This is a genomic window from Brevibacterium litoralis (assembly GCF_040212315.1).
GTDB classification, from domain to species: domain Bacteria; phylum Actinomycetota; class Actinomycetes; order Actinomycetales; family Brevibacteriaceae; genus Brevibacterium; species Brevibacterium litoralis.
This window is the reverse complement of record NZ_JBDIUY010000022.1, coordinates 213,017-232,417: the sequence shown is the minus strand read 5'-3', so window position 1 is coordinate 232,417 and position 19,401 is coordinate 213,017. Positions and strand designations below refer to the sequence as shown.

The window sequence follows — 19,401 nt, the reverse complement described above, 5'->3', positions numbered from 1 at the left end:
GTGGGGTGTCGCGCCACCGTGGTCGCCCACCGGGTGGTGGGGGAGCGAACCGTGGTGGTGCGTTCGAGCGCTGTCAGCTCGGACGGTGCTCCAGGCCGGCGTCCTCGTAGGAGGCGCGGGCATAGCCCTCGAAGTCCGTGTCCCAGTCGAACCACTCGTCGAAGTCGGCGGTGTCGCCGGCGTCCTCGTAGCCGAGCTCGGCGAAGGTGGACTCCAGACCGGAGACCGACTCCTCGATGCGGGTCTCGATGTCCTCCGGCAGATTGCCGGCCTCGACCGCCGACTCCAGGAGCGGACCGGTGGTCTCCGCGACCGCGTCCTCGACGCCGGAGTCGAAGGGCTGGACCGTGCCGCCGTGCTCCTTGGCCTGGGCCATGGCGTCGGCATTGCCGCCGATCACCGCGAGCATGCCGCCGGCCGAGGCCATGGCGTTGGAGTCGAAGAGGATCTGCTGGTAGGCCAGCGGCAGACCGTCCCAGAAGGTCTTCCCGGCCAGGTAGGCACCCGGGGCGCGCGAGAAGCTCTGGTCGGTCATGTGGCCGATGTGCGGGGCGACCTCGAGGATTCCGGCCTCCGCGGAGGGCACGAGCTGGGCGAGTGTGCAGTCGACGGTGCCGCGCTGCAAGGCCTCGAAGGTCTCGGTGTAATCCATCGAGACGGGTGTGCCACCCATGGCGGTGACCTGGGCGGCCTGCGCGGTGCCGGCGATGCGGACCTGACGGCCCTGCCAGTCGTCGACGCTCACGATCGGCTCGGTGCAGACGGTGTAGTAGCCACCGGAGGCCGCGACCGGGGTGAGTGGTTGCAGGCCCTTCTCGTCGTAGTTGGCCAGCAGTTCCTCGTCCTCCCAGGCGAGGTTGTTCGCCATGGCGTTCGCGACCATCTCGCCCATGAAGGGGCTCGGCGGAGCCCCGGCCAGAGCCGTGCCCATCGCATCGACACCCGGGTACTCCTGCGGCATGTAGATCGGGAGGGTGAAGGCGACGTCGATCCGGCCGTCGGCCAGGGCGTCGTGCACCTCGGCGTAGCCGGCGACGGCCTGTCCCCAGACGATCTCGACGTCGATCTTGCCGCCGGATCGCTCCTCGACGATCCGCTCGAACTCGGTGGAGGCCGGGGCCATGACGGACTCCTGGCTGGCGGCCGAGCCCTGGAAGGTCACGGTGATCGGGTCGAGATCGGCGATCGCGGCGTCGACCTCCTCCTGCGGGGCGTCATAGGCGAAGCCGTCCCCGGAGCCGCTCTCGCTCGAGGATCCGCTGCTGCCCGCACCGCCGGCACAGGCGGTGAGGGTGAGGGCCAGTGCCGCGGTGCCCGCGAGGGCGACGGCGGGCCGTCGGATGTGGGTGGTGATGTGCACGAATGGTCTCCTTTGACCTCGTGGGGCGGATGTGTCGGTGGGATCCGGTCCTCGGCACCCCGTGTCGCGTGACCGTCGTGGTCACGCGACACGGGAGCGTCCTTGCTCCTCGGCGGGGTGTTCCGGGAGTCCGGGCCCGTCTCTCCGGTCAGTGCGGGTGGATCATTCCACCGCGCCGCCGGAGTTGTTCTCCATGATGTTCGGGAGTATCTCCGTCATCTCCGGCCAGACGATCATGAGCGCCAGGAAGAGGACGACGATGGGCAGGAACCAGAGGAGCGAGGTGAACACGTCGCGCAGGGAGATCGAGTGTCCGACGTTGACCTTCGGGTCCTGGCCGAGCTTGTGGACGATGTACGACAGCAGGCCGACCGGCGGGGTGATGAGGCCGAGCTCACCGAGGAGCACGACGAACACACCGAACCAGACGGGGCTGACCTCCATGACCTCCAGCGTGGGCAGGAGGATCGGGATGGTGAGCAGCATCATCGACAGGGTGTCGAAGAACATGCCCATGATCACGTAGAGCACGATGAGCACGAGCAGGAACGAGATCCGGTTGAGACCCAGACCGGTGATGAAGTCCGTCATGACCGGGGCGAGACCGGTGATGGCCAGGAGCTTGGTGAGCATCTCCGCGCCGATCATGATGAAGAAGATGGCGGCGGTGGCCGACACCGTGTTCATGGCGGCCTCGGCGACCTTGCCGAAGGGCTTGTTCTTCCGCTGGTACAGGAGGCACAGGATAAGGGCGACGAGTGCGGCGGCCGCACCGGCCTCGGTCGGGGTGAAGACACCGGAGAACATGCCGCCGAAGAGGACGATCATGATGACCGGGAAGCCCCAGATCTCGGCGAGGGAGGCGAAACGGTCCTTCCACGTGACCTGCACGCGTTCGGACCTCTGACCCTTGCCGCGGCCCACGAGCTGCGGGGCGACGGTGCCGATGATGATGAGGAAGATGCCGAAGCAGACGGCGATGAGGATACCTGGCAGGGCTCCTGCCATGAGCTGCGGGCCGACGGGGACCGAGGCGATGCCCGCGTAGATGACCATGAGGATCGACGGCGGGATCAGGTTGCCGGGCAGACCGGCGATGATGACGGTACCGACGGCGATGCGGCGGTCGTAGCCGGACCTGAGCATCTCCGGGATACCGGCGCGGCCGAGGGCGTAGGTCATACCGATCGTCGAGCCGGAGACGGAGGCCAGACCCGCACCGGCGGCGGTCGTCCCGACGCCGATGCCACCGGGCAGCCAGCCGAACCAGCGGTCGGTGGCGCGGTAGATCCGCTCGGTCATGCCGGAGGAGGTGAGCAGCATGCCCATGAGGATGAACATCGGCAGGACGCTGTAGCTCCACTTGGAGACCGAGTGGAAGGGGCTCGTCGACAGGATGTTGATCGTCGCCGGGATACCGGAGATCGCGTAGATGCCGATGAGCGAGGGGACGGCCAACGAAAGCGCGACCGGCACCGAGAGGAACATGAGCACGAGCATCATGGCGATGCACCAGATGCCCGCGACCACCGTCGTCGGGCTGGTGAACAGCCCGACGAGGCAGATGATGAAGAGACCGGCACCGATGGCGATGCCCACCCAGCTCGGCTTGGGGCGTTTGGAGTCGGAGGGCAGGATGCCGGCGACGGCACCGCCGAAGCTTGCGGTCTTCTCCGCGGAGTCCGCGGGGGAGGAAGGAACGTTCGAAGTCATAGGGATTCCTTGATCGGGGCCTGACGACGTCGTCAGGCGACGAGCGCGTCCTCGGAGGACTGGTCTTCGTGTTGGCCGGTCCGAAGGCTGATCGACGTGTCCTTCGAGCGGATGACGTAGAAGGCGTCGATGACGTTGAGGATCGCGAGGATCGCGAAGACCGCCGGGACGAGGAAGTACATGGGCCACGTGATGATGTCGGTGACACCGGCGGTGGCACCCATGTGCATCTTCTCCAGGGCTTCCTCCAGGCCGAACCACGCGAAGCCGAGGGAGAGGAGGACACCGATCGCATTGCCGAACACGTGCCAGATGACCCGCGCGTTGTTGCCCATCGCCTCGACGGCGAGCGTGACGCTGATGTGCTCGCGCTGGAGGGTCGCGGCCGGGATGCCCAGGAGGGCGATCGCGGGCAGGTACCAGTAGGCGACGATCTCGTTGGTGCCGTAGATGGGGGCGTTGAAGAAGTACCGCAGCAGTGCGTGGGCGACGACGTGGAGCATCATCGCGATGACGACCACGGCCGTGAGGACCGACAGTGTCCTGTCGAGTCCGAGATTGAACTTCACCATCGGAATCACCTTTGTTTCGCGGTGGCTTGGGGCTGCCTGGGTGGGTATGGGGCCTGTGCGCCGTGACTCGGGGGTCGTGGCGCGGTACGTCGGTGGTGCGGTCGGAACCGTGCCGGGTCGTACGGGGTGGTACGACCAGTGTGCGCGGTGCCGTGTGGAGTTGTGGATTCTGTTCAGCGGTACGGAACGGAACTGTACGTCACGTGTGGATCCGGGTGGACCTGCACGTGTCGTCACCTGTGGCTCAGGTGCGATACGACGGATCGGGGCCCGGAACCGGTGGAATCCCGGTCCCGGGCCCCGTGTCGTTTGAAACAACTTAACGAGTGTTCGGTACCCCTGCAAGTCCGGGAGGGTGGAACCGGACCGGCATGTGCGAATCGTTATTTCTTGGGCGAGAACCGCTTCTTGATGTCCTTGCCGATGATGTACTTCATGACCTCGGTCGCACCGCCGTAGATCGTCTGGATCCGGGAGTCCCGGAAGGCCCGGGCGATCGGGTACTCGAGCATGTAGCCGTAGCCGCCGTGCAACTGCAGGCACTTGGTGACGACCTCGAGCTGGAGCTCGGAGCCGTACCACTTGGCCTTGGCGGCGTCCTCCGGGGTGAGCTCACCGGCGTTGAGGGCCAGGGCGCACCTGTCGACATAAGCCTCGAGTGCGTCGATCCGGGTCTCCAGGTCGGCGAGGACGAACTGCGTGTTCTGGAAGTCGCCGATCGTCCGACCGAAGGCCTCGCGTTCGAAGACGTACTTCGCGGTCCACTCCAGGGCGGAGCGGGCGCCGGCCAGACCGCCGGTGGCGATGCCCATGCGCTCGTAGGGGAGGTTGGTCATGAGGTGGATGAACCCCTTGCCCTCCTCGCCGAGCAGGTTGGCCTGCGGCACGCGGACGTCCTCGAAGGACAGTTCCGAGGTGTCCTGGCCGTCGAGGCCGACCTTCTCCAGCTTCCGGCCCTTGGTGAAGCCGGGTGTGCCGTCGTCGACGATGAACAGCGAGGTGCCGTGGGCGGCGGGGACGTCGGTATCGGTCCGGGCGACGACGACCACGAAGTCGCAGTGCTGACCGTTCGTGATGAAGGTCTTCGCCCCGTTGATCACCCACTCGTCACCGTCGCGGACGGCCTTCGTCTTGATCCCCTGGAGATCGGAACCGGCACCCGGCTCCGTCATGGCGATCGCGCTGATGGTGTCGCCGGATGCCAGGCCGGGCAGGTAGCGCTGCTTCTGTTCCTCGTTGCCGAAGTTCTCGAAGTAGCCGGGGACGATCCCGTCGGAGACGCCCCACCCGCCGGTCGCGGACCCGAAGCCCCGCTTGGAGACCTCCTCGCCGCGGATCATCTCGAAGCGGTAGTCCTTGATGCCACCGCCGTCGTACTCCTCCGGCAGGGAGAAGCCGATGACACCCGCCTCGGCCGCGGCCTTCCACATGGAGCGGTCGACGAGCTTCTCCTTCTCCCAGCGTTCGAAGTTCGGGGCCACCTCCTTGTCGAGGAAGGCGGCGACGACCTTGCGGAAGTCCTCGTGGTCCTGTTCGTACAGATTGCGCTTCATCGCGTCCGTGTCTCTCTTCCCGTGGTCCTGTGTGTGGATGTCCTGCGGACGCGCTCAGTCGATGAGCTCGAGGATGGTGGCGTTGGCCTGGCCGCCGCCCTCACACATGGACTGGAGGCCGTACTTGATGCCGTTGTTCACCATGTTGTGGACCATCGTCGTCATGAGACGGGCACCGGAACCACCGAGCGGGTGGCCCATGGCGATGGCGCCGCCGTGCGGGTTGAGGCGGGCCGGATCGGCGCCCAGGTCCTTGAGCCAGGCCTTCGGGACCGGAGCGAAGGCCTCGTTGATCTCGAAGGTGCCGATGTCGTCGACCGACAGGCCGGACTTGGCCAGGGCCTTCTGCGTGGCCGGGATCGGGGCGGTGAGCATGATGATCGGGTCGGCTCCGGCGAGCACGGCGGTGTGCACGCGGACGAGCGGCTTGAGGCCGAGCTCCTTGGCCTTGGTGTCCGACATCATGAGCAGGCCCGCGGAGCCGTCGGAGATCTGCGAGGAGTTGCCGGCGTGGATGACCCCGTCCTCCTTGAACACCGTGGGCAGCTTGGCGAGCTTCTCGACGGTGCCGCCGGGGCGGATGCCCTCGTCCTTCGTCACCACGCCGTCGGCGGTGGTGACGGGGATGATCTGCGACTCGAAGGCGCCGGACTCGGTGGCGGCCTGGGCCTTGGCGTGGGACGCGAGGGAGAACTCGTCGAGCTCGGTGCGGCCGAAGCCCCACTGCTCGGCGATCATCTCCGCGCCGATGCCCTGGTTGGGCTTCACGCCGTCGTAGCGGGCCTGGAACTTCTCGCCGTAGGGATTCTTACCCTGCGAGGAGGAGCCCATGGGGTTGCGGGACATCGACTCGACGCCACCGGCGATGGCCACGTCGTACTGGCCGGAGATGATGCCGGCGGCGGCGAAGTGGACGGCCTGCTGGGACGAGCCGCACTGGCGGTCGACGGTCACGCCGGTGACGGTCTCCGGCAGGCCCGCGGACAGGGCGGCGGTGCGGGCGATGTCGCCGGTCTGCTCGCCGGCCTGGGTGACACAGCCCCAGACGACGTCCTCGATCTCGGCCGGGTCGATGCCCGTGGACGAGACGAGGTCCTCCATGACGAGGGCGGCGAGGTCGGCGGGGTGGACTCCGGACAGGACGCCGTCCCGCTTGCCCGTGGGGGTGCGGCGTGCGGCGACGATGACTGCTTCGGTCATGAGAACTCCCTTGTTCTTCGAGTGCGCAACCGGTGCGCACGTGGGGCGACTCGGCCGTGAGTGCCCCGATGGGTGGCGTGTGTCGGGGATGGATCGGTCGCGAGTGATTCGCAACTGACTGAACGCACGTTAAGCTTCACACGAGCGTGAAAAACAGTCAATATCGACTGGTAGCGTGAATCACAGGATCCGGGACCTCCCCGGGCACACTGCAGTCAACTCGACGAGGAGTCACCACATGCAGATCACCGACACCGTCGCCTTCGTCACCGGCGGCGCCTCCGGCCTCGGCCTGGCCACCACCAAGAAGCTGCTCGCCGCCGGCGGCAAGGTCGTCATCTTCGACCTGCCCCAGTCCAAGGGCGCCGAGGTCGCCGCGGAACTGGGCGGGAACGTCGTCTTCGTCGGCGGTGACGTCACGAGCGAGGAGGACGTGGCCGCGGGCATCGCGAAGACCGCCGAGCTCGGCGACCTGCGCGTCGTCGTCAACTGCGCGGGCATCGGCAACGCCAACCGCGTCTCCGGCAAGAAGGGCCCCTTCCCGCTCGACGCCTTCAACAAGGTCGTCCAGGTCAACCTCATCGGCACCTTCAACGTCATCCGCCTGGCCGCCGCCAAGATGCAGACCCAGGAGCCGGCCGGCGAGGAGCGCGGTGTCATCGTCAACACCGCCTCGGTCGCGGCCTTCGACGGTCAGATCGGTCAGGCCGCGTACTCGGCGTCCAAGGGCGGCATCGTCGGCATGACCCTGCCGATCGCCCGCGATCTCGCCTCGACGCTCATCCGCGTCGTGACGATCGCGCCGGGTACCTTCAAGACCCCGCTCATGCAGGGTGCCTCGGAGGAGACTCTGAAGTCCCTCGGTGCCCAGGTGCCGCACCCCTCCCGCCTGGGCGAGCCGGACGAGTTCGGTGCTTTGGCCCAGCACATCGTCGAGAACCCCATGCTCAACGGCGAGACCATCCGTCTGGACGGCGCCATCCGCATGGCCCCGAAGTGATCCGCGGAACCACAGGATGACCGACGTCGAGGCGCCCGGAAGCACGGGCACCCAGGTCTCCTCCCGGGGCCGCCGGTCCCGGGAGGAGATCCTCGACGCCGTCGTCGCCACCCTCCTGGAGGAGGGCTACGCGGCGACGACGACGATGCGGGTCCAGGCCCGCGCGGGGGTGAGCCGGGGCAAGCTGCTCCACCACTTCCCCTCGAAGAAGGACCTCATCACCGCCGCCGTCGAACGGCTGGCCGCGCAACGCCTGGACGTCGACGCGCTCCCGGAACCGCCGGCGGTGCCGCCTGGGGAGCAGGGCGCCTCGGCGGCGGATCTGCGGACCCGGCTCGACTGGGCCGTGCGGCAGTTGTGGCAGAGCTTCTTCCACCCGAACTTCTGGGCGGCCACCGAGACGTGGATCGCCGCCCGGACCGACCCGGCGCTCGCCGCCGAGATGGTCGACCACGAGAAGCGCGTGCTGAAGCGCGTGCGGCAGAACATCCGCCTGCTCTTCGGGCCCGTGATCAGTGCCGATCCGGGTTACGACAGGGCGATCGCGGTGGTGTTCACGAGCATGCGTGGCATGGCCGTCACCTACACGTTCTCCGGGCGTGACCCGGAGAGTGAACCGATGCTCGACACCTGGGTCGCCACGGCGGCGGCCCTGCTCGACTGCATCCCGGACGACTGAGTCCGCAAGAACCCTGCAGACGTTCTGACAGGATGGAGCCATGAGAGAGATCCAGGTCGTCGTGGAGTGGTCCGGTCGCGGGGGATGGGTGATGCGCCGCATGGCCCGCCCCTACGTCCTCGTGAATGGCGAGGGCCGTGAGGTCGACTGGGGACAGCCGGCGCCTTTCGTGGTCGGTGAGGATTCGGTCACCATCGGCGCCTGCATCCGGGTCGGCCGCTCCGAGGACCTGCTCGGCTACGAAGGTCATCAGGTCGATCCGACGGAGCTGGACGGTCCCTTCGTCCTTCGCGGCGCCCCGCTCAAGCCTGAGGACGAGGGTTTTCGGCCGAAGTCCTGAACGCAGTCTGACCGAGGCGCCGGCGCGGCACCTCGGTCAGGTACTGGAGCGAGTGCCTCACTCCGCCGGGACGGGATCCTTGGGGCGGATCCAGAGGCCCTCGGCCTGGACGGAAGTCTGGCCGTCGACGAGGATTCGGCCGGCCATGAATCGTTTCCGCCCCTCCTCGCGGTCGAGCCAGCCCTCGATCACGATGTCGCCGCCGATCGGGGTCGCCCCGTCGTACTGCACGTTGAGGTAGCGGGTGTAGGAGCGTGGGGAGTCCCCGGCGTTCGCGGCGTTGCCGAGCACGTGGTCGAGCAGCAGGGCGACGATCCCGCCGTGCACGCGGCCGGGAGGGCCCTGGTACTGCAGCGGCAGGGTGAGTTCGCACCGGGAGCGCTCGCCGTCCCAGCGGATGTCCATCGGCGGGGCGATCGGGTTCCGCGGGGACGAGGCCGGCGTGATGTCGAAGGGGATGTGCGCGGCGGGCCGGGCGGGATCGTCGACGACGACCGCGGAGGGCGCCTCGGCGGCGGCGGACAGGGCGGCGGCGATCCGCGCGACCTCAGCGGCGAGGTCCGTGTCCTCCCGGTGGGTGACCAGCGCCGTCGCGAGCTCGCGGCCCAGGCGCGCGGAGTACTCCGCGAAGGGGGAGGTGGGCGTGCGGCCGTCCGAGTCGGTGGCGGAAGCCGTGGTGGCCCCGGTGGCGTCCGTGGATCCTGACGTCGTCGTCATGTGTGCTCCTGGTGGAAATCGGTGCGCAGACCTGGCGCACTGAACAATCGTTCGGTACGTTTTGATTCTAGACACGGTCACGTGGGCCCCACCACACCACGACCGAACCACACCTCAACGGCGAGGAGCACACACCACATGTACCCAGGAGCCTGGAGCACCCGCTTCCCGGACAAGCCCGCGGTCATCATGGCCGACACGGGCGCCCAGCTCAGCTATGCCGACCTGGAGGACCGGTCCCTGCGGTTGGCGAACTGGTTCCGCAGCATCGGTCTGCAGACCGGCGACCACGTGGCGATGATCGCGGAGAACCGGTTCGAGATCATCGAGGCCTACTGGGCCGCCCTGCGGTCCGGCACCCTCATCACGGTCGTCAACCGGCACCTCACCCCGCGCGAGAGCTCGTACATCATCCACGACTGCGACGCCTCGGTCGTCATCATCAGTGCCGAGCTCGCGAGCGCCGTGGAACTCGCCGCCCACTGCGAGGACATCGAACACCGCGTCCAGGTGGGCGGGATGCCCGGGCAGCTGGCCGGGGCGGTCGACTACGAGGGGATCCTGGCGGGCGCCTCGGCGGAGAAGCCGGACTACGAGCCACGCGGCGGGGACATGCTGTACTCGTCCGGCACGACCGGCAACCCCAAGGGGATCCTGCCGCACCTGCCGGAGCAGTCGATCGAGGACCCGAACGTCTCGATGGTCCAACTGTTCACGGCCCTCTACGGCTTCGACGAGGAGTCCGTGTACCTCTCGCCCGCGCCGCTCTACCACGCGGCTCCCATCCGGTTCGTCATGACGGCGCACTCGCGCGGCGGGACCGCGGTGATCATGCCGCGCTTCGATCCCGAGTTCGCGCTGGAGACTGTCGAGAAGTATCGCGTGACGCACTCGCAGTGGGTGCCGACCATGTTCGTCCGGATGCTCAAGATGCCCGCCGAGCAACGGGAGAGGTACGACGTGTCCTCGATGAAGGCGGCGATCCACGCGGCGGCCCCCTGCCCGATCGACGTGAAACGGAAGATGATCGAGTGGTGGGGGCCGGTCATCCACGAGTACTACGCCTCGACCGAGGGCAACGGCGTCACCGTCATCAACTCGGAGGACTCCCTGCGCAAGCCCGGCTCCGTCGGCCGCGACGGGCTGCTGGGCACCGTGCACATCTGCGGGCCCGACGGAGCGGAACTGCCGCCCGGTGAGGTCGGCACCATCTACTTCGAGAAGCCCGAGGGTACCGAACCCTTCACCTATTACAAGGACGAGGGCAAGACCCTCTCCAGCCGCCACCCGGACCATCCGGACTGGACGACCACCGGCGACCTCGGCCACCTCGACGAGGAACGGTTCCTCTTCATGGCCGAGCGCGGCTCCTTCCTCATCATCACCGGCGGGGTGAACATCTACCCGCAGGAGATCGAGAACGAACTCGCCCTCCACCCGGACGTCCGCGACGTCGCGGTCGTGGGTCGGAAGGACGAGGAACTGGGTGAGGTCGCCGTCGCCTACGTCGAGGCCGAGGACCACGTCGCCCCCGGTGACGCACTCACCGCGGAGATCGTCGACTGGCTCGAACCCCGCCTGGCCCGCTACAAGATCCCCCGGGAGTTCCGGTACATCACGGAGATGCCCCGGACGCCCACCGGCAAACTCGTCAAACGCAAGCTCCCCGAGACCACGGAGGTCCCCACCGCATGAAGGCCATTCACGTCACCGAACTCACCGGCCCGCAGGACGTCGCGCTCGTCGACGTCGAGCAGCCCACACCCGGGCCCGGTCAGGTCCTCATCAAGGTCGCCCACGCCGGCGTCACCTTCCCGGAACTGCTGCAGACCCGTGGCATGTACCAGGTGAAGCACGACCTCCCCTTCACCCTCGGGTCCGAGGCCTCCGGGGTCGTCGCCGCCGTCGGTGAGGGCTCGCAGTTCTCCGTCGGCGACCGCGTCGCCGCGATCACCGGCAAGGGTGCCTTCGCCGAGTACCTGGTCGCCGACGACATCCGCACGCTCAAGCTGCCCGACGAGGTGTCCCTGGCCGCGGCGGCCGGCATGCCCATGAACCTGCTCACCGCCGAGTTCACCCTCCGCGGTCGCGCCAGGCTGCAGCCCGGTCAGACCCTGCTCGTCCACGGGGCCGCCGGTGGCCTGGGCTCCGCCCTCGTCCAGCTGGGCCTCGCCATGGGCGCCGAGGTGATCGGCGTCGTCTCCACCGAGGAGAAGGCGCAGGTGGTCCGCGATCTCGGGGCCCACCACGTCGTCATGGCCGAGGGGTTCAAGGACGCCGTCAAGGAGATCTACCCCAAGGGCGTCGACTTCGTGGCCGACCCCGTCGGCGGCGACCGGTTCACCGACTCCATCCGCTGCCTGGCCCGCTTCGGCCAGGTCCTCGTCCTCGGCTTCACCGCCGGTGACATCCCCACCGTCAAGGTCAACCGCCTGCTGCTCAACAACGTGAGCGTCTCCGGTGTCGGCTGGGGTGCCGCGACCGTCGGCAACGACGGCATGGTCCACGAACAGTGGGAGACCATGACCGAGTACCTCAAGGCCGGCAAGCTCGATCCGCACGTGCACGGGCACTACCCGCTGGAGAACGCCGCCGAGGCGATCGCCGTCCTCGACGACCGCGCGGTCCTCGGCAAGGTGCTCCTCGACGTCGACACCGAACTCGTCTGACCCGTCCGACCCGCCCGACAGGAGCAACCCCCATGTCCGAGACCCAGGACCTTCTCGTCACCGTCGACGACGGTGTCATGACCATCACGTTCAACCGCCCCGGCTCGCTCAACGCCGTCACCGGTGAGGTCGCCACGGCCTTCGAGGCGGCCGTGGACCGGGCCGCGACCGAGGCGCGCGCCGTCGTCATCACCGGCGACGACCGGGCCTTCTGCTCCGGTGCCGACCTCGCGGCCAAGAAGGAGAGCGGCGGAGCGACGAGCCTCGACATCATCAACGCGACGATCCGCAAGATCAAGGACCTGCAGGTCCCGACGATCGCCGCGGTCTCCGGCCCGGCCGCCGGAGTCGGCTGCTCCTTCGCACTCATCTGCGACTACGTGGTGATGAGCGAGTCGGCCTACTTCATGCTCGCCTTCACGAAGATCGGCCTCATGCCCGACGGTGGTGCGACCGCCCTCGTCGCGGCCTCCGCAGGCCGCCATCGGGCGCTGAAGATGGCGCTCAACGCGGAGAAGGTCAACGCCGAGCAGGCCGTCGAGTGGGGGCTGGCCTCCGAGGTGCACCCCGTCGAGACCTACCTGGAGAAGGCCCAGGAGGTCGCCGCCCGGTTCGCCGCCGGCCCCACCCTCTCGCTCGGACTCACCGAGTGGGCGATCAACCAGGCCTCCCTCACCGAACTCGACGCCGCCCTCGACCGCGAGGACGAGTACCAGCGGAAGCTCATGGCCTCCGCGGACTTCAAGGAGGGCACCACCGCCTTCCTCGAGAAGCGCGCGCCCGTCTTCACCGGCAAGTGACAGTCTTCTCCGGCACGTGACACCGGAACCCCACACAGGAACGGACATCCCATCATGACGACACCCTTCGACCTCGACGGCCACGTGGCGGTCGTGACCGGCGGCAACAACGGCATCGGCCTGGGCATGGCCCGAGGGCTCGCGAAGGCGGGCGCCTCGGTCGCGATCTGGGGCCGCAACACCGAACGCAACGAGTCCGCCCGCGCCGAACTCGACGGACTGGGTGGCGGCACCGTCACCGCCCACGCCTGCGACGTGGCACGGCCCGAGCAGGTCACCGCCGCCATGGAGGAGACCCTGGCCGCGCACGGGCGCCTCGACGCGCTCATCGCGAACGCCGGGATCGGTGGCCGTAAGGGACCCTTCCACGAGATGACCCTCGACGACTTCCACTGGGTGAGCTCGGTGAACGTCGACGGTGTGGTCCTCAGCTTCCAGGCGGCCATCAAGCAGTTCATGAAGCAGAACGAGACCGCGGGGGAGGGGGACCGGAAGGGCGGTGCCCTCGTCGGGGTCGCCTCGCTCGCGGGGATCGAGGGCGCGGCCGGGAACGTCCACTACGGTGCGACGAAGGGCGCGGTCCTCTCGATCGTGCGCGGCGTCGCCAGTGAGTACGGGCGCCACAACATCCGCGTGAACTCGGTGCTGCCCGGCTGGATCGCCACCGACATGACCGAGGGCGCACAGGGCAACGACGTGTTCACCGAGAAGGTCATCAAGCGGGCGCCGATCCGTCGCTGGGGCAGCCCGGACGACTTCGAGGGCATCGCTGCGTACCTGGCCGGCCCCGGTGCCATGTACACCTCCGGCCAGCAGTTCGTCATCGACGGCGGTTACTCGATCTTCTGATCCGCCACTCGCCGAACGGAGACCGTGCAATGGAGCACATCACCTACGAGGTGGCCGACCGGATCGCCACCATCACCATCGACTCGCCGCAGACCCGCAACGGGTTCACCGGGCTCATGGGTCAGGAACTCATCGAGTCCTTCGCCCGGGCGGACCGGGACGACGACGTCAAGGTCGTCGTGTTCACCGGCAAGGGCAAGTTCTTCTGCCCCGGCGCCGACCTGTCCGGCGGTGCGAACACCTTCGACTACGACGCGCGCGAGGCGGACGCCCCGGACGTCGTCGGCGCCGAGTCCCCGGCCGCAAAGGCCCCGGCCCCCGTGACGGAGGGACACGACGAGATCGAGGGTGTGCGACGGGACGGCGGTGGTCGGGTGTCGCTCGCGATCGCCTCGATGCGCAAGCCGGTGATCGTCGCGTACAACGGCGCGGCCGTGGGTGTGGGCTCGACCATGACCCTGCCGTGCGACATCCGGATCGCCGCGGAATCCGCCCGTTTCGGGTTCGTGTTCGCCAAGCGCGGGATCATGCCGGAGGCCGCCTCGACGTGGTTCCTGCCCCGCGTGGTCGGTATCAACAAGGCCCTCGAGCTCGTCTACACCGGCAAGGTGTTCGACGCGCAAGAGGCGCTCGAGTGCTCGATGGTCTCCCGGGTCGTCCCCGACGCGGAGCTCATGGACACGGCCTACGGGCTGGCGAGGGAACTGGTCGAGGGGTCGTCCGCGGTGACGATGGCCGCCGGCCGCACCATGCTGTGGTCGATGCTCGGCGCGGACAACCCCTGGGAGGCCCACCGTCTGGACTCCCGCGGGATCTACGAGCTCGGCCGCCGGGCCGACGCGAAGGAGGGCGTCACGTCCTTCCTGGAGAAGCGTCCGCCACAGTTCCCCGCGAACATCCCGGCGGACCTGCCCGACTGGCTGCCGGTCTGGCCGGGTGCCCAGCCGGAGGCCACGGTCACGGACTGAAGCCGCGGCCGAGGCGCCTTGCGCGTCGGGTGCCGACGTGCACGGGCCCCTGTGCGACATCCTGCGATGTCGCACAGGGGCTTTCGTGTGCCCGGCGGGACCGCGGAGGGTCGGTGGTGGAACCGCAACGGAAGGGCGGTGGAACCGCAGCGACGGGCTGGTGGAACCGCAACCAGATACCGGCAGAACCGCAACGCAGGGATGGTGCGCCCGTTCGGGGCGCCGAACGGTCCGTGGCGCCCCGGAGGGCCTCCGATCGGCGTGAATCCGGGGTTCTTGCGTTCCATGATGTGGAACAGATCACTCGTTGTGACAAGGTGCACTGTCTTTCGGTGAAAGATCTCACCATCACGTGTCCTTGGCCTCATCCGGCAGGTGTCGCGCCTCTCACCGGCGTATCGTTCTCGTTCGATCGCGTGACCGAGACACGGTCACGAATCATCGACGGACACAGGATTTCTCGTGACTACGACACCCAGTACACCAGTGGAGAACGCTGCTCCCACCACGCCCCGTGACACCACGGACATGCGTGAGGACCGCAGGTTCTTCGGACACCCCCTGCCGCTGGCCCAGCTCTTCGGGCTCGAGATGTGGGAGCGTTTCTCCTACTACGGCATGACCGGCATCCTCGCCATCTACCTGTACTTCTCGGTCACCGAGGGCGGCATGGGGATGGCGGAGCCCACCGCGCTCGCCATCGTCGGTGCCTACGGCGGCGCCGTCTTCCTCGCGACGATCGTGGGCTCCTGGCTGGCCGACCGGGTCGTCGGTTCCGAGCGGGTGCTGTTCTGGTCCGCTCTCGTCATCATGGCCGGCCACATCGCGCTGGCACTTGTGCCGGGTCTCGGCGGTGTGGCTCTCGGCCTCGTGCTCGTCGCGCTCGGTTCCGGTGGTCTCAAGGCGACCGCGAGCGCCATCGTCGGCAGCCTCTACGAGCAGAAGGACCCGCGCCGCGAGGCCGGCTTCTCGATCTTCTACATGGGCGTGAACATCGGCGCCCTGCTCGGTCCGCTGCTCACCGGTCTCCTGCAGGACAACATCGGCTTCCACATTGCCTTCGGCGCCGCCGCGGTCGGGATGGCCCTCGGCCTGGCGATCTACCTCACGGGCCGGAAGAACCTGCCTCTGTCCTCGAAGGTCGTCGGCAACCCGGCACCCAAGAAGTCCCTCGTGAACTTCGGCCTCGGGATCGTCGCGGTCGTCGTCGGCATCTCCGTGCTGTGGGGCACCGGCTTCATGAATGGCGACAACATCGCCGTGTGGACCGCCTCGGTCTCCGCGCTCGCCGCCGTCGCCTACTTCACGATCATGTTGACGAACAAGCAGGTGACCGCCGACCAGAAGTCGCGCATCGTCTCCTTCATCCCGTTCTTCATCGCCTCCGTCGTCTTCTGGGCCCTGTACCAGCAGGTCTTCGGTGTGCTCACGAGCTACTCGGACAACCAGCTGAACCGCACGGTGCTCGGCTGGGAGATGCCCATCAGCTGGATCTCGCTCATCCCGGCGCTGTGGGTCATCCTGCTCGCCCCGGTCGCTTCTCTCGTGTGGCTCAAGCTCGGGGACAAGCAGCCCTCGACCCCCGTCAAGGCGGGTCTGGCTCTCCTGTCCATCGGCGTCGCGTTCCTCATGTTCGTGCCCTTCAGCAACGCGGGCCCCAATGCGACACCGCTGCTGTGGGTGATCCTCATCCTCATGATGTTCGTCGTCGGTGAGCTCATGATCTCGCCGATCGGCCTGGCCTTCTCCACCAAGCTCGCGCCCAAGATCTTCATGTCGCAGATGATCGCGCTGTTCTACCTGTCCTCGGGTGTCGGCACCGCGCTCTCCGGTGTGTTCGCGCAGTTCTACGACGCCGCGAACCAGGCACCGTACTGGATCGCCATGGGCGGCGGCTCGATCGCCGTCGGCCTCGTGGTCCTCGCGGTCGCGAAGCCGATGCTCAAGCTCATGCGCGGTATCCGCTGAATCGAACGCCGCCCGAGCTCCGACATCTCGCCGGCTGAGTTCCACGCCGCCCGAGCCCCGGCACCCCGCCGGCTGAGTTCCCCGCAGTGAACCGCTCCCGAGGCGCTCTGCACTTCCGATGGGAAGTGCAGAGCGCCTCGGCGGCGTTCGGAGGGGGAGTGCGATCCGGGCGGGCGGACCCCTCCACGGACACCGAACGGTCGTTAAGGTGTGTGATGAGGACCACGACGAGGTGGTCGCGTACGAAAGGGACACCGCGATGACCGAGACCGCACCCGCCGACACCGCCGCCCTGCTGCGGGGCATCCCCTCGACGATGGGGGACGACCACCAGCTCAACACGACGACCATGTTCCGGCACACGGCCCGGACCTTCCCGGAGGCGGAGGTCGTCCACCGCACGCTCGACGGCGCCTGGCACCGGAACACCTACGCGGAGGAATGGGAGAGGGTGAACCGGGCGGCCGGCGCCCTGGAGTCGATCGGCGTCGGGCCCGGGGACGTCGTGGGCGTGCTCGACTGGAACTCGCGGCGCCACCTGGAGCTCTACTGGGCGATCCCGGGGCTGGCGGCGACGATGTTGCAGATGAACCTGCGCCTGGCCCCGGAGGACGTCGTCTACGTCGCCGAGCACGCCCGCGCGCAGTACGTGTGCGTCGACGAATCCCTGTTGCCCGTCGCCGAGGCGATCGCTGCGAAGACCGATGTCGTCACCGACTGGATCGTGCTGAGCGACAAGCCGCTGAGTGAGATCGAGACGGGCCTGGAGCGCGTCCACCACTACGAGGACCTGCTCGCGGCGGCCGCACCGGAGTACCCCTTCCGCCAGGTCGACGAGCGCACCGCCTACTCCGCCTGCTACACGACGGGGACGACCGGGCGGCCCAAGGGCGTGTACTACAGCCATCGGGCCATCTACCTGCACACGATGGGGATCGTCGGGACGCTGTCGATCACCTACGACGACGTCGTCATGGCGATCACCCCGATGTTCCACGCGCAGACCTGGGGGCTCGCACAGGCCGCCGTGTACGCCGGGACCAAGCTCGTGCTGCCCGGGCGGTTCCAGGCCGACGACATGGGGGTCGTCGCCGAGGCGATCGTCGAGGAGGGCGTCACCGTGGCCAATGGCGCGCCTTCCCTCTTCGCCCCGATCCTCGACCACTACCGGAAGCGGGAGACACCGCCGGACCTGTCCTCGGCACGGTTCGTGTCCGGGTCGACGGAGCCGCCGCTGTCGCTCATGCGCGGGTTCTCCGAGCTCACGGGCGCGGACATCATCCACGGGTACGGAGCGACGGAGACGACCCCGCTCGTCACCGCGAACCGGACGGTCAAGCCCTCCCTGCGCGGCTGGACGAACGAGCAGAAGTGGGACCTCAAGCGCAGCCAGGGCCTGCCGGTGCCGGGCATCGACTTCCGGGTGCGGGGGCTCGACGGGCAGGATCTGCCGCACGACGGGTCGAGCGTGGGCGAGGTGCAGATGCGCGGGCCGTGGATCACCGAGAGCTATCACGACCAGCCGGACAACGCCGAACGGTTCGACGAGGGCTGGTGGAAGACCGGGGACGTCGGGACGATCACCCCGGAGGGGTACCTCAAGCTCACGGACCGGCTCAAGGACGTCATCAAGTCCGGGGGTGAGTGGATCAGCTCGATCGACATGGAGAACGCGATCCTCGACCTGCCGAACGTCCGGGAGGCCGCGGTCATCGGAGTCCCGGACGAGAAGTGGCAGGAACGCCCCGTCGCGTACGTCGTCGCCCAGGACGGCGCCGAGGTGACCCGGGAGGACGTCGCCGGGGTGCTCGAAGGGCGGTTCGCCAAGTGGCAGATGCCCGACCGCGTGATCGTCCAGGACGCACTGCCGCACACCTCCGTCGGCAAGCTCGACAAGAAGGCACTGCGCGCGGACTGGGAGTGAGACCCGGCCCCGGAACCCCACCGCCCCGACTGTGCCCGACTCCGCCCCAGCCCCGGAACCCCACCGCCCCGACATCTTCGACGGCCCCCGATATGTGCCGACATATCGGGGGCCGTCGAAGATATCGGGGCGGCGCCGGGCAGGGAGCGCCCAGCCAACAGGGAGGCAGCGCCCGGTCGACGGCTCCGGCTCAGTCGCCGTCCTCCTCCTGGGGGTGGGTCAGCAGGTAGGTGCCGCCGCGCAGGCAGCTGCGGATCTCCCAGCCGTCGGCGATGAGGCCGGTGAGGGCCTCGCGGAGGGCGCCTCGCCAGCGGGCGGCGAGTGCGGCGTCGTCACCGCGCAGGGTCTCGATGTCGGTGGGGAAGTCGACGGCGACGACGGAGGCGGAGCGGGGTACCTCGGCGACGACGGGTTCCCCCTCGGCGGAAACGCGCAGTGCGAAGTCGGCACCCTCGGTGGTCTCGGCGATCGGCTCGACGCGTGCCGGGCGGTCCAGGCGCCACGAGACGAGCATGCGGTCGGAGCCCTGCCCTTCGTTCACGCCGTCGCGCATGAGGCCGTAGAAGTCCTCCAGGTATTCCAGACAGTTGGCACCCAGCCGGTGGAAGTTGAAGTAGGCGTTGCGCGCGATGAGCGGGTCGAAGGTCCACGTCATCTGTTGGATCCCGCGTTCCAGGCACCACTGGCGCTGGTGCAGCTTCATCGCCGCCCCGGTGCCGCGGCCCACCTGGTCGTGGCGGACGCCGGCGATGTGCGAGTGCATCATCTTGCCCAGCGGCTCACCGAAGAAGCCGACGGTCACACCGATGAGGTCACCGGTCTCGTCGTCGTAGGCGCCGCCGACGTAGTTGCCGGCGTGGACGAGGGCGACCAGGAGTCCGGGCTCCATCTGCGTCGTCCCGGCCCCGCCCACGTTCCACACCTCGTCGAGGAGGAGGGAGGCGTCGGCGCACGCCTGGGTGTCGTGGAGGACCTTCATGGTGACACCGGCGGCCTCCTGTGCGGCGAGGAATTCCTCTTCGGCCAGGGCGAGGGTGCGGGGATCGACTGTGCTCATGGGGCCAATTGTGCCACCGGCCACGTGCCCGG

17 protein-coding genes are annotated in these 19,401 nt (G+C 68.3%); 10 read left to right on the top strand and 7 right to left on the bottom strand.

The genetic code is table 11. The features are described from left to right. Positions 1-73 precede the first annotated feature (73 nt). The 5 genes from dctP to AAD496_RS08595 all read right to left on the bottom strand — a co-directional run bounded on the left by dctP (position 74) and on the right by AAD496_RS08595 (position 6,398). Complete coding sequence (gene dctP, locus AAD496_RS08615) at positions 74-1,360, bottom strand: TRAP transporter substrate-binding protein DctP (protein ID WP_349828250.1); 1,287 nt, start codon at positions 1,358-1,360, stop codon at positions 74-76. Between the two features lie 162 nt (positions 1,361-1,522). Further along, positions 1,523-3,073 carry a TRAP transporter large permease gene (locus AAD496_RS08610; RefSeq protein WP_349828249.1) on the bottom strand — a complete coding sequence of 517 codons (1,551 nt, stop codon included), beginning with the start codon at positions 3,071-3,073 and terminating at the stop codon, positions 1,523-1,525. A 32-nt stretch (positions 3,074-3,105) separates the two neighbouring features. Next, positions 3,106-3,645: a TRAP transporter small permease gene (locus tag AAD496_RS08605; RefSeq protein WP_349828248.1), complete on the bottom strand. Its 540-nt coding sequence runs from the start codon at positions 3,643-3,645 to the stop codon at positions 3,106-3,108. A gap of 383 nt (positions 3,646-4,028) precedes the next feature. Further along, positions 4,029-5,198 carry an acyl-CoA dehydrogenase family protein gene (locus AAD496_RS08600; RefSeq protein WP_349828247.1) on the bottom strand — a complete coding sequence of 390 codons (1,170 nt, stop codon included), beginning with the start codon at positions 5,196-5,198 and terminating at the stop codon, positions 4,029-4,031. Positions 5,199-5,252: 54 nt separating this feature from the next. Next, positions 5,253-6,398: a thiolase family protein gene (locus AAD496_RS08595; protein ID WP_349828246.1), complete on the bottom strand. Its 1,146-nt coding sequence runs from the start codon at positions 6,396-6,398 to the stop codon at positions 5,253-5,255. A 238-nt stretch (positions 6,399-6,636) separates the two neighbouring features. On the opposite strand from AAD496_RS08595, the gene AAD496_RS08590 reads away from it, so the two are divergent. Genes AAD496_RS08590 through AAD496_RS08580 form a run of 3 tightly spaced genes read left to right on the top strand, consistent with a single transcriptional unit; the run spans position 6,637 to position 8,417 of the window. After that, positions 6,637-7,398, top strand: a complete 762-nt coding sequence (locus AAD496_RS08590; RefSeq protein ID WP_349828245.1) for a 3-hydroxyacyl-CoA dehydrogenase — start codon at positions 6,637-6,639, stop codon at positions 7,396-7,398. A gap of 16 nt (positions 7,399-7,414) precedes the next feature. Continuing rightward, a complete protein-coding gene (locus AAD496_RS08585) occupies positions 7,415-8,077 on the top strand; it encodes a TetR/AcrR family transcriptional regulator (RefSeq protein WP_349828244.1) in 663 nt (220 codons plus the stop codon). Positions 8,078-8,117: 40 nt separating this feature from the next. Further along, a complete protein-coding gene (locus tag AAD496_RS08580) occupies positions 8,118-8,417 on the top strand; it encodes a hypothetical protein (RefSeq protein ID WP_349828243.1) in 300 nt (99 codons plus the stop codon). A gap of 57 nt (positions 8,418-8,474) precedes the next feature. Here AAD496_RS08580 and AAD496_RS08575 read toward each other — a convergent pair whose 3' ends face one another. Then, the gene (locus AAD496_RS08575; protein ID WP_349828242.1) at positions 8,475-9,134 is read right to left on the bottom strand and encodes a PaaI family thioesterase; all 660 of its coding nucleotides are present in this window, start codon (positions 9,132-9,134) and stop codon (positions 8,475-8,477) included. A gap of 138 nt (positions 9,135-9,272) precedes the next feature. Here AAD496_RS08575 and AAD496_RS08570 point away from each other — a divergent pair, with 138 nt between their 5' ends. From AAD496_RS08570 to AAD496_RS08540, 7 genes are all read left to right on the top strand, one after another. After that, entirely contained in the window at positions 9,273-10,829 is a 1,557-nt protein-coding gene (locus tag AAD496_RS08570) for an acyl-CoA synthetase (protein WP_349828241.1), read from the top strand. Beyond that, the gene (locus AAD496_RS08565; protein ID WP_349828240.1) at positions 10,826-11,803 is read left to right on the top strand and encodes an NADPH:quinone oxidoreductase family protein; all 978 of its coding nucleotides are present in this window, start codon (positions 10,826-10,828) and stop codon (positions 11,801-11,803) included. Before AAD496_RS08570 ends, AAD496_RS08565 begins: the two co-directional genes overlap by 4 nt. Positions 11,804-11,835: 32 nt before the next feature. Further along, positions 11,836-12,603: an enoyl-CoA hydratase gene (locus AAD496_RS08560; protein WP_349828239.1), complete on the top strand. Its 768-nt coding sequence runs from the start codon at positions 11,836-11,838 to the stop codon at positions 12,601-12,603. 54 nt (positions 12,604-12,657) lie between these two features. Continuing rightward, complete coding sequence (locus tag AAD496_RS08555) at positions 12,658-13,452, top strand: SDR family NAD(P)-dependent oxidoreductase (RefSeq protein ID WP_349828238.1); 795 nt, start codon at positions 12,658-12,660, stop codon at positions 13,450-13,452. A 29-nt stretch (positions 13,453-13,481) separates the two neighbouring features. After that, complete coding sequence (locus tag AAD496_RS08550; protein ID WP_349828237.1) at positions 13,482-14,420, top strand: enoyl-CoA hydratase-related protein; 939 nt, start codon at positions 13,482-13,484, stop codon at positions 14,418-14,420. Between the two features lie 528 nt (positions 14,421-14,948). Next, positions 14,949-16,388 (top strand): peptide MFS transporter, encoded by a 1,440-nt coding sequence (locus AAD496_RS08545; protein ID WP_349828257.1) that lies wholly within the window; start codon positions 14,949-14,951, stop codon positions 16,386-16,388. 259 nt (positions 16,389-16,647) lie between these two features. Next, complete coding sequence (locus AAD496_RS08540; RefSeq protein ID WP_349828236.1) at positions 16,648-18,312, top strand: long-chain-fatty-acid--CoA ligase; 1,665 nt, start codon at positions 16,648-16,650, stop codon at positions 18,310-18,312. A gap of 190 nt (positions 18,313-18,502) precedes the next feature. Here AAD496_RS08540 and AAD496_RS08535 read toward each other — a convergent pair whose 3' ends face one another. Further along, entirely contained in the window at positions 18,503-19,369 is an 867-nt protein-coding gene (locus tag AAD496_RS08535) for a hypothetical protein (protein WP_349828235.1), read from the bottom strand. Positions 19,370-19,401: the final 32 nt, after the last annotated feature.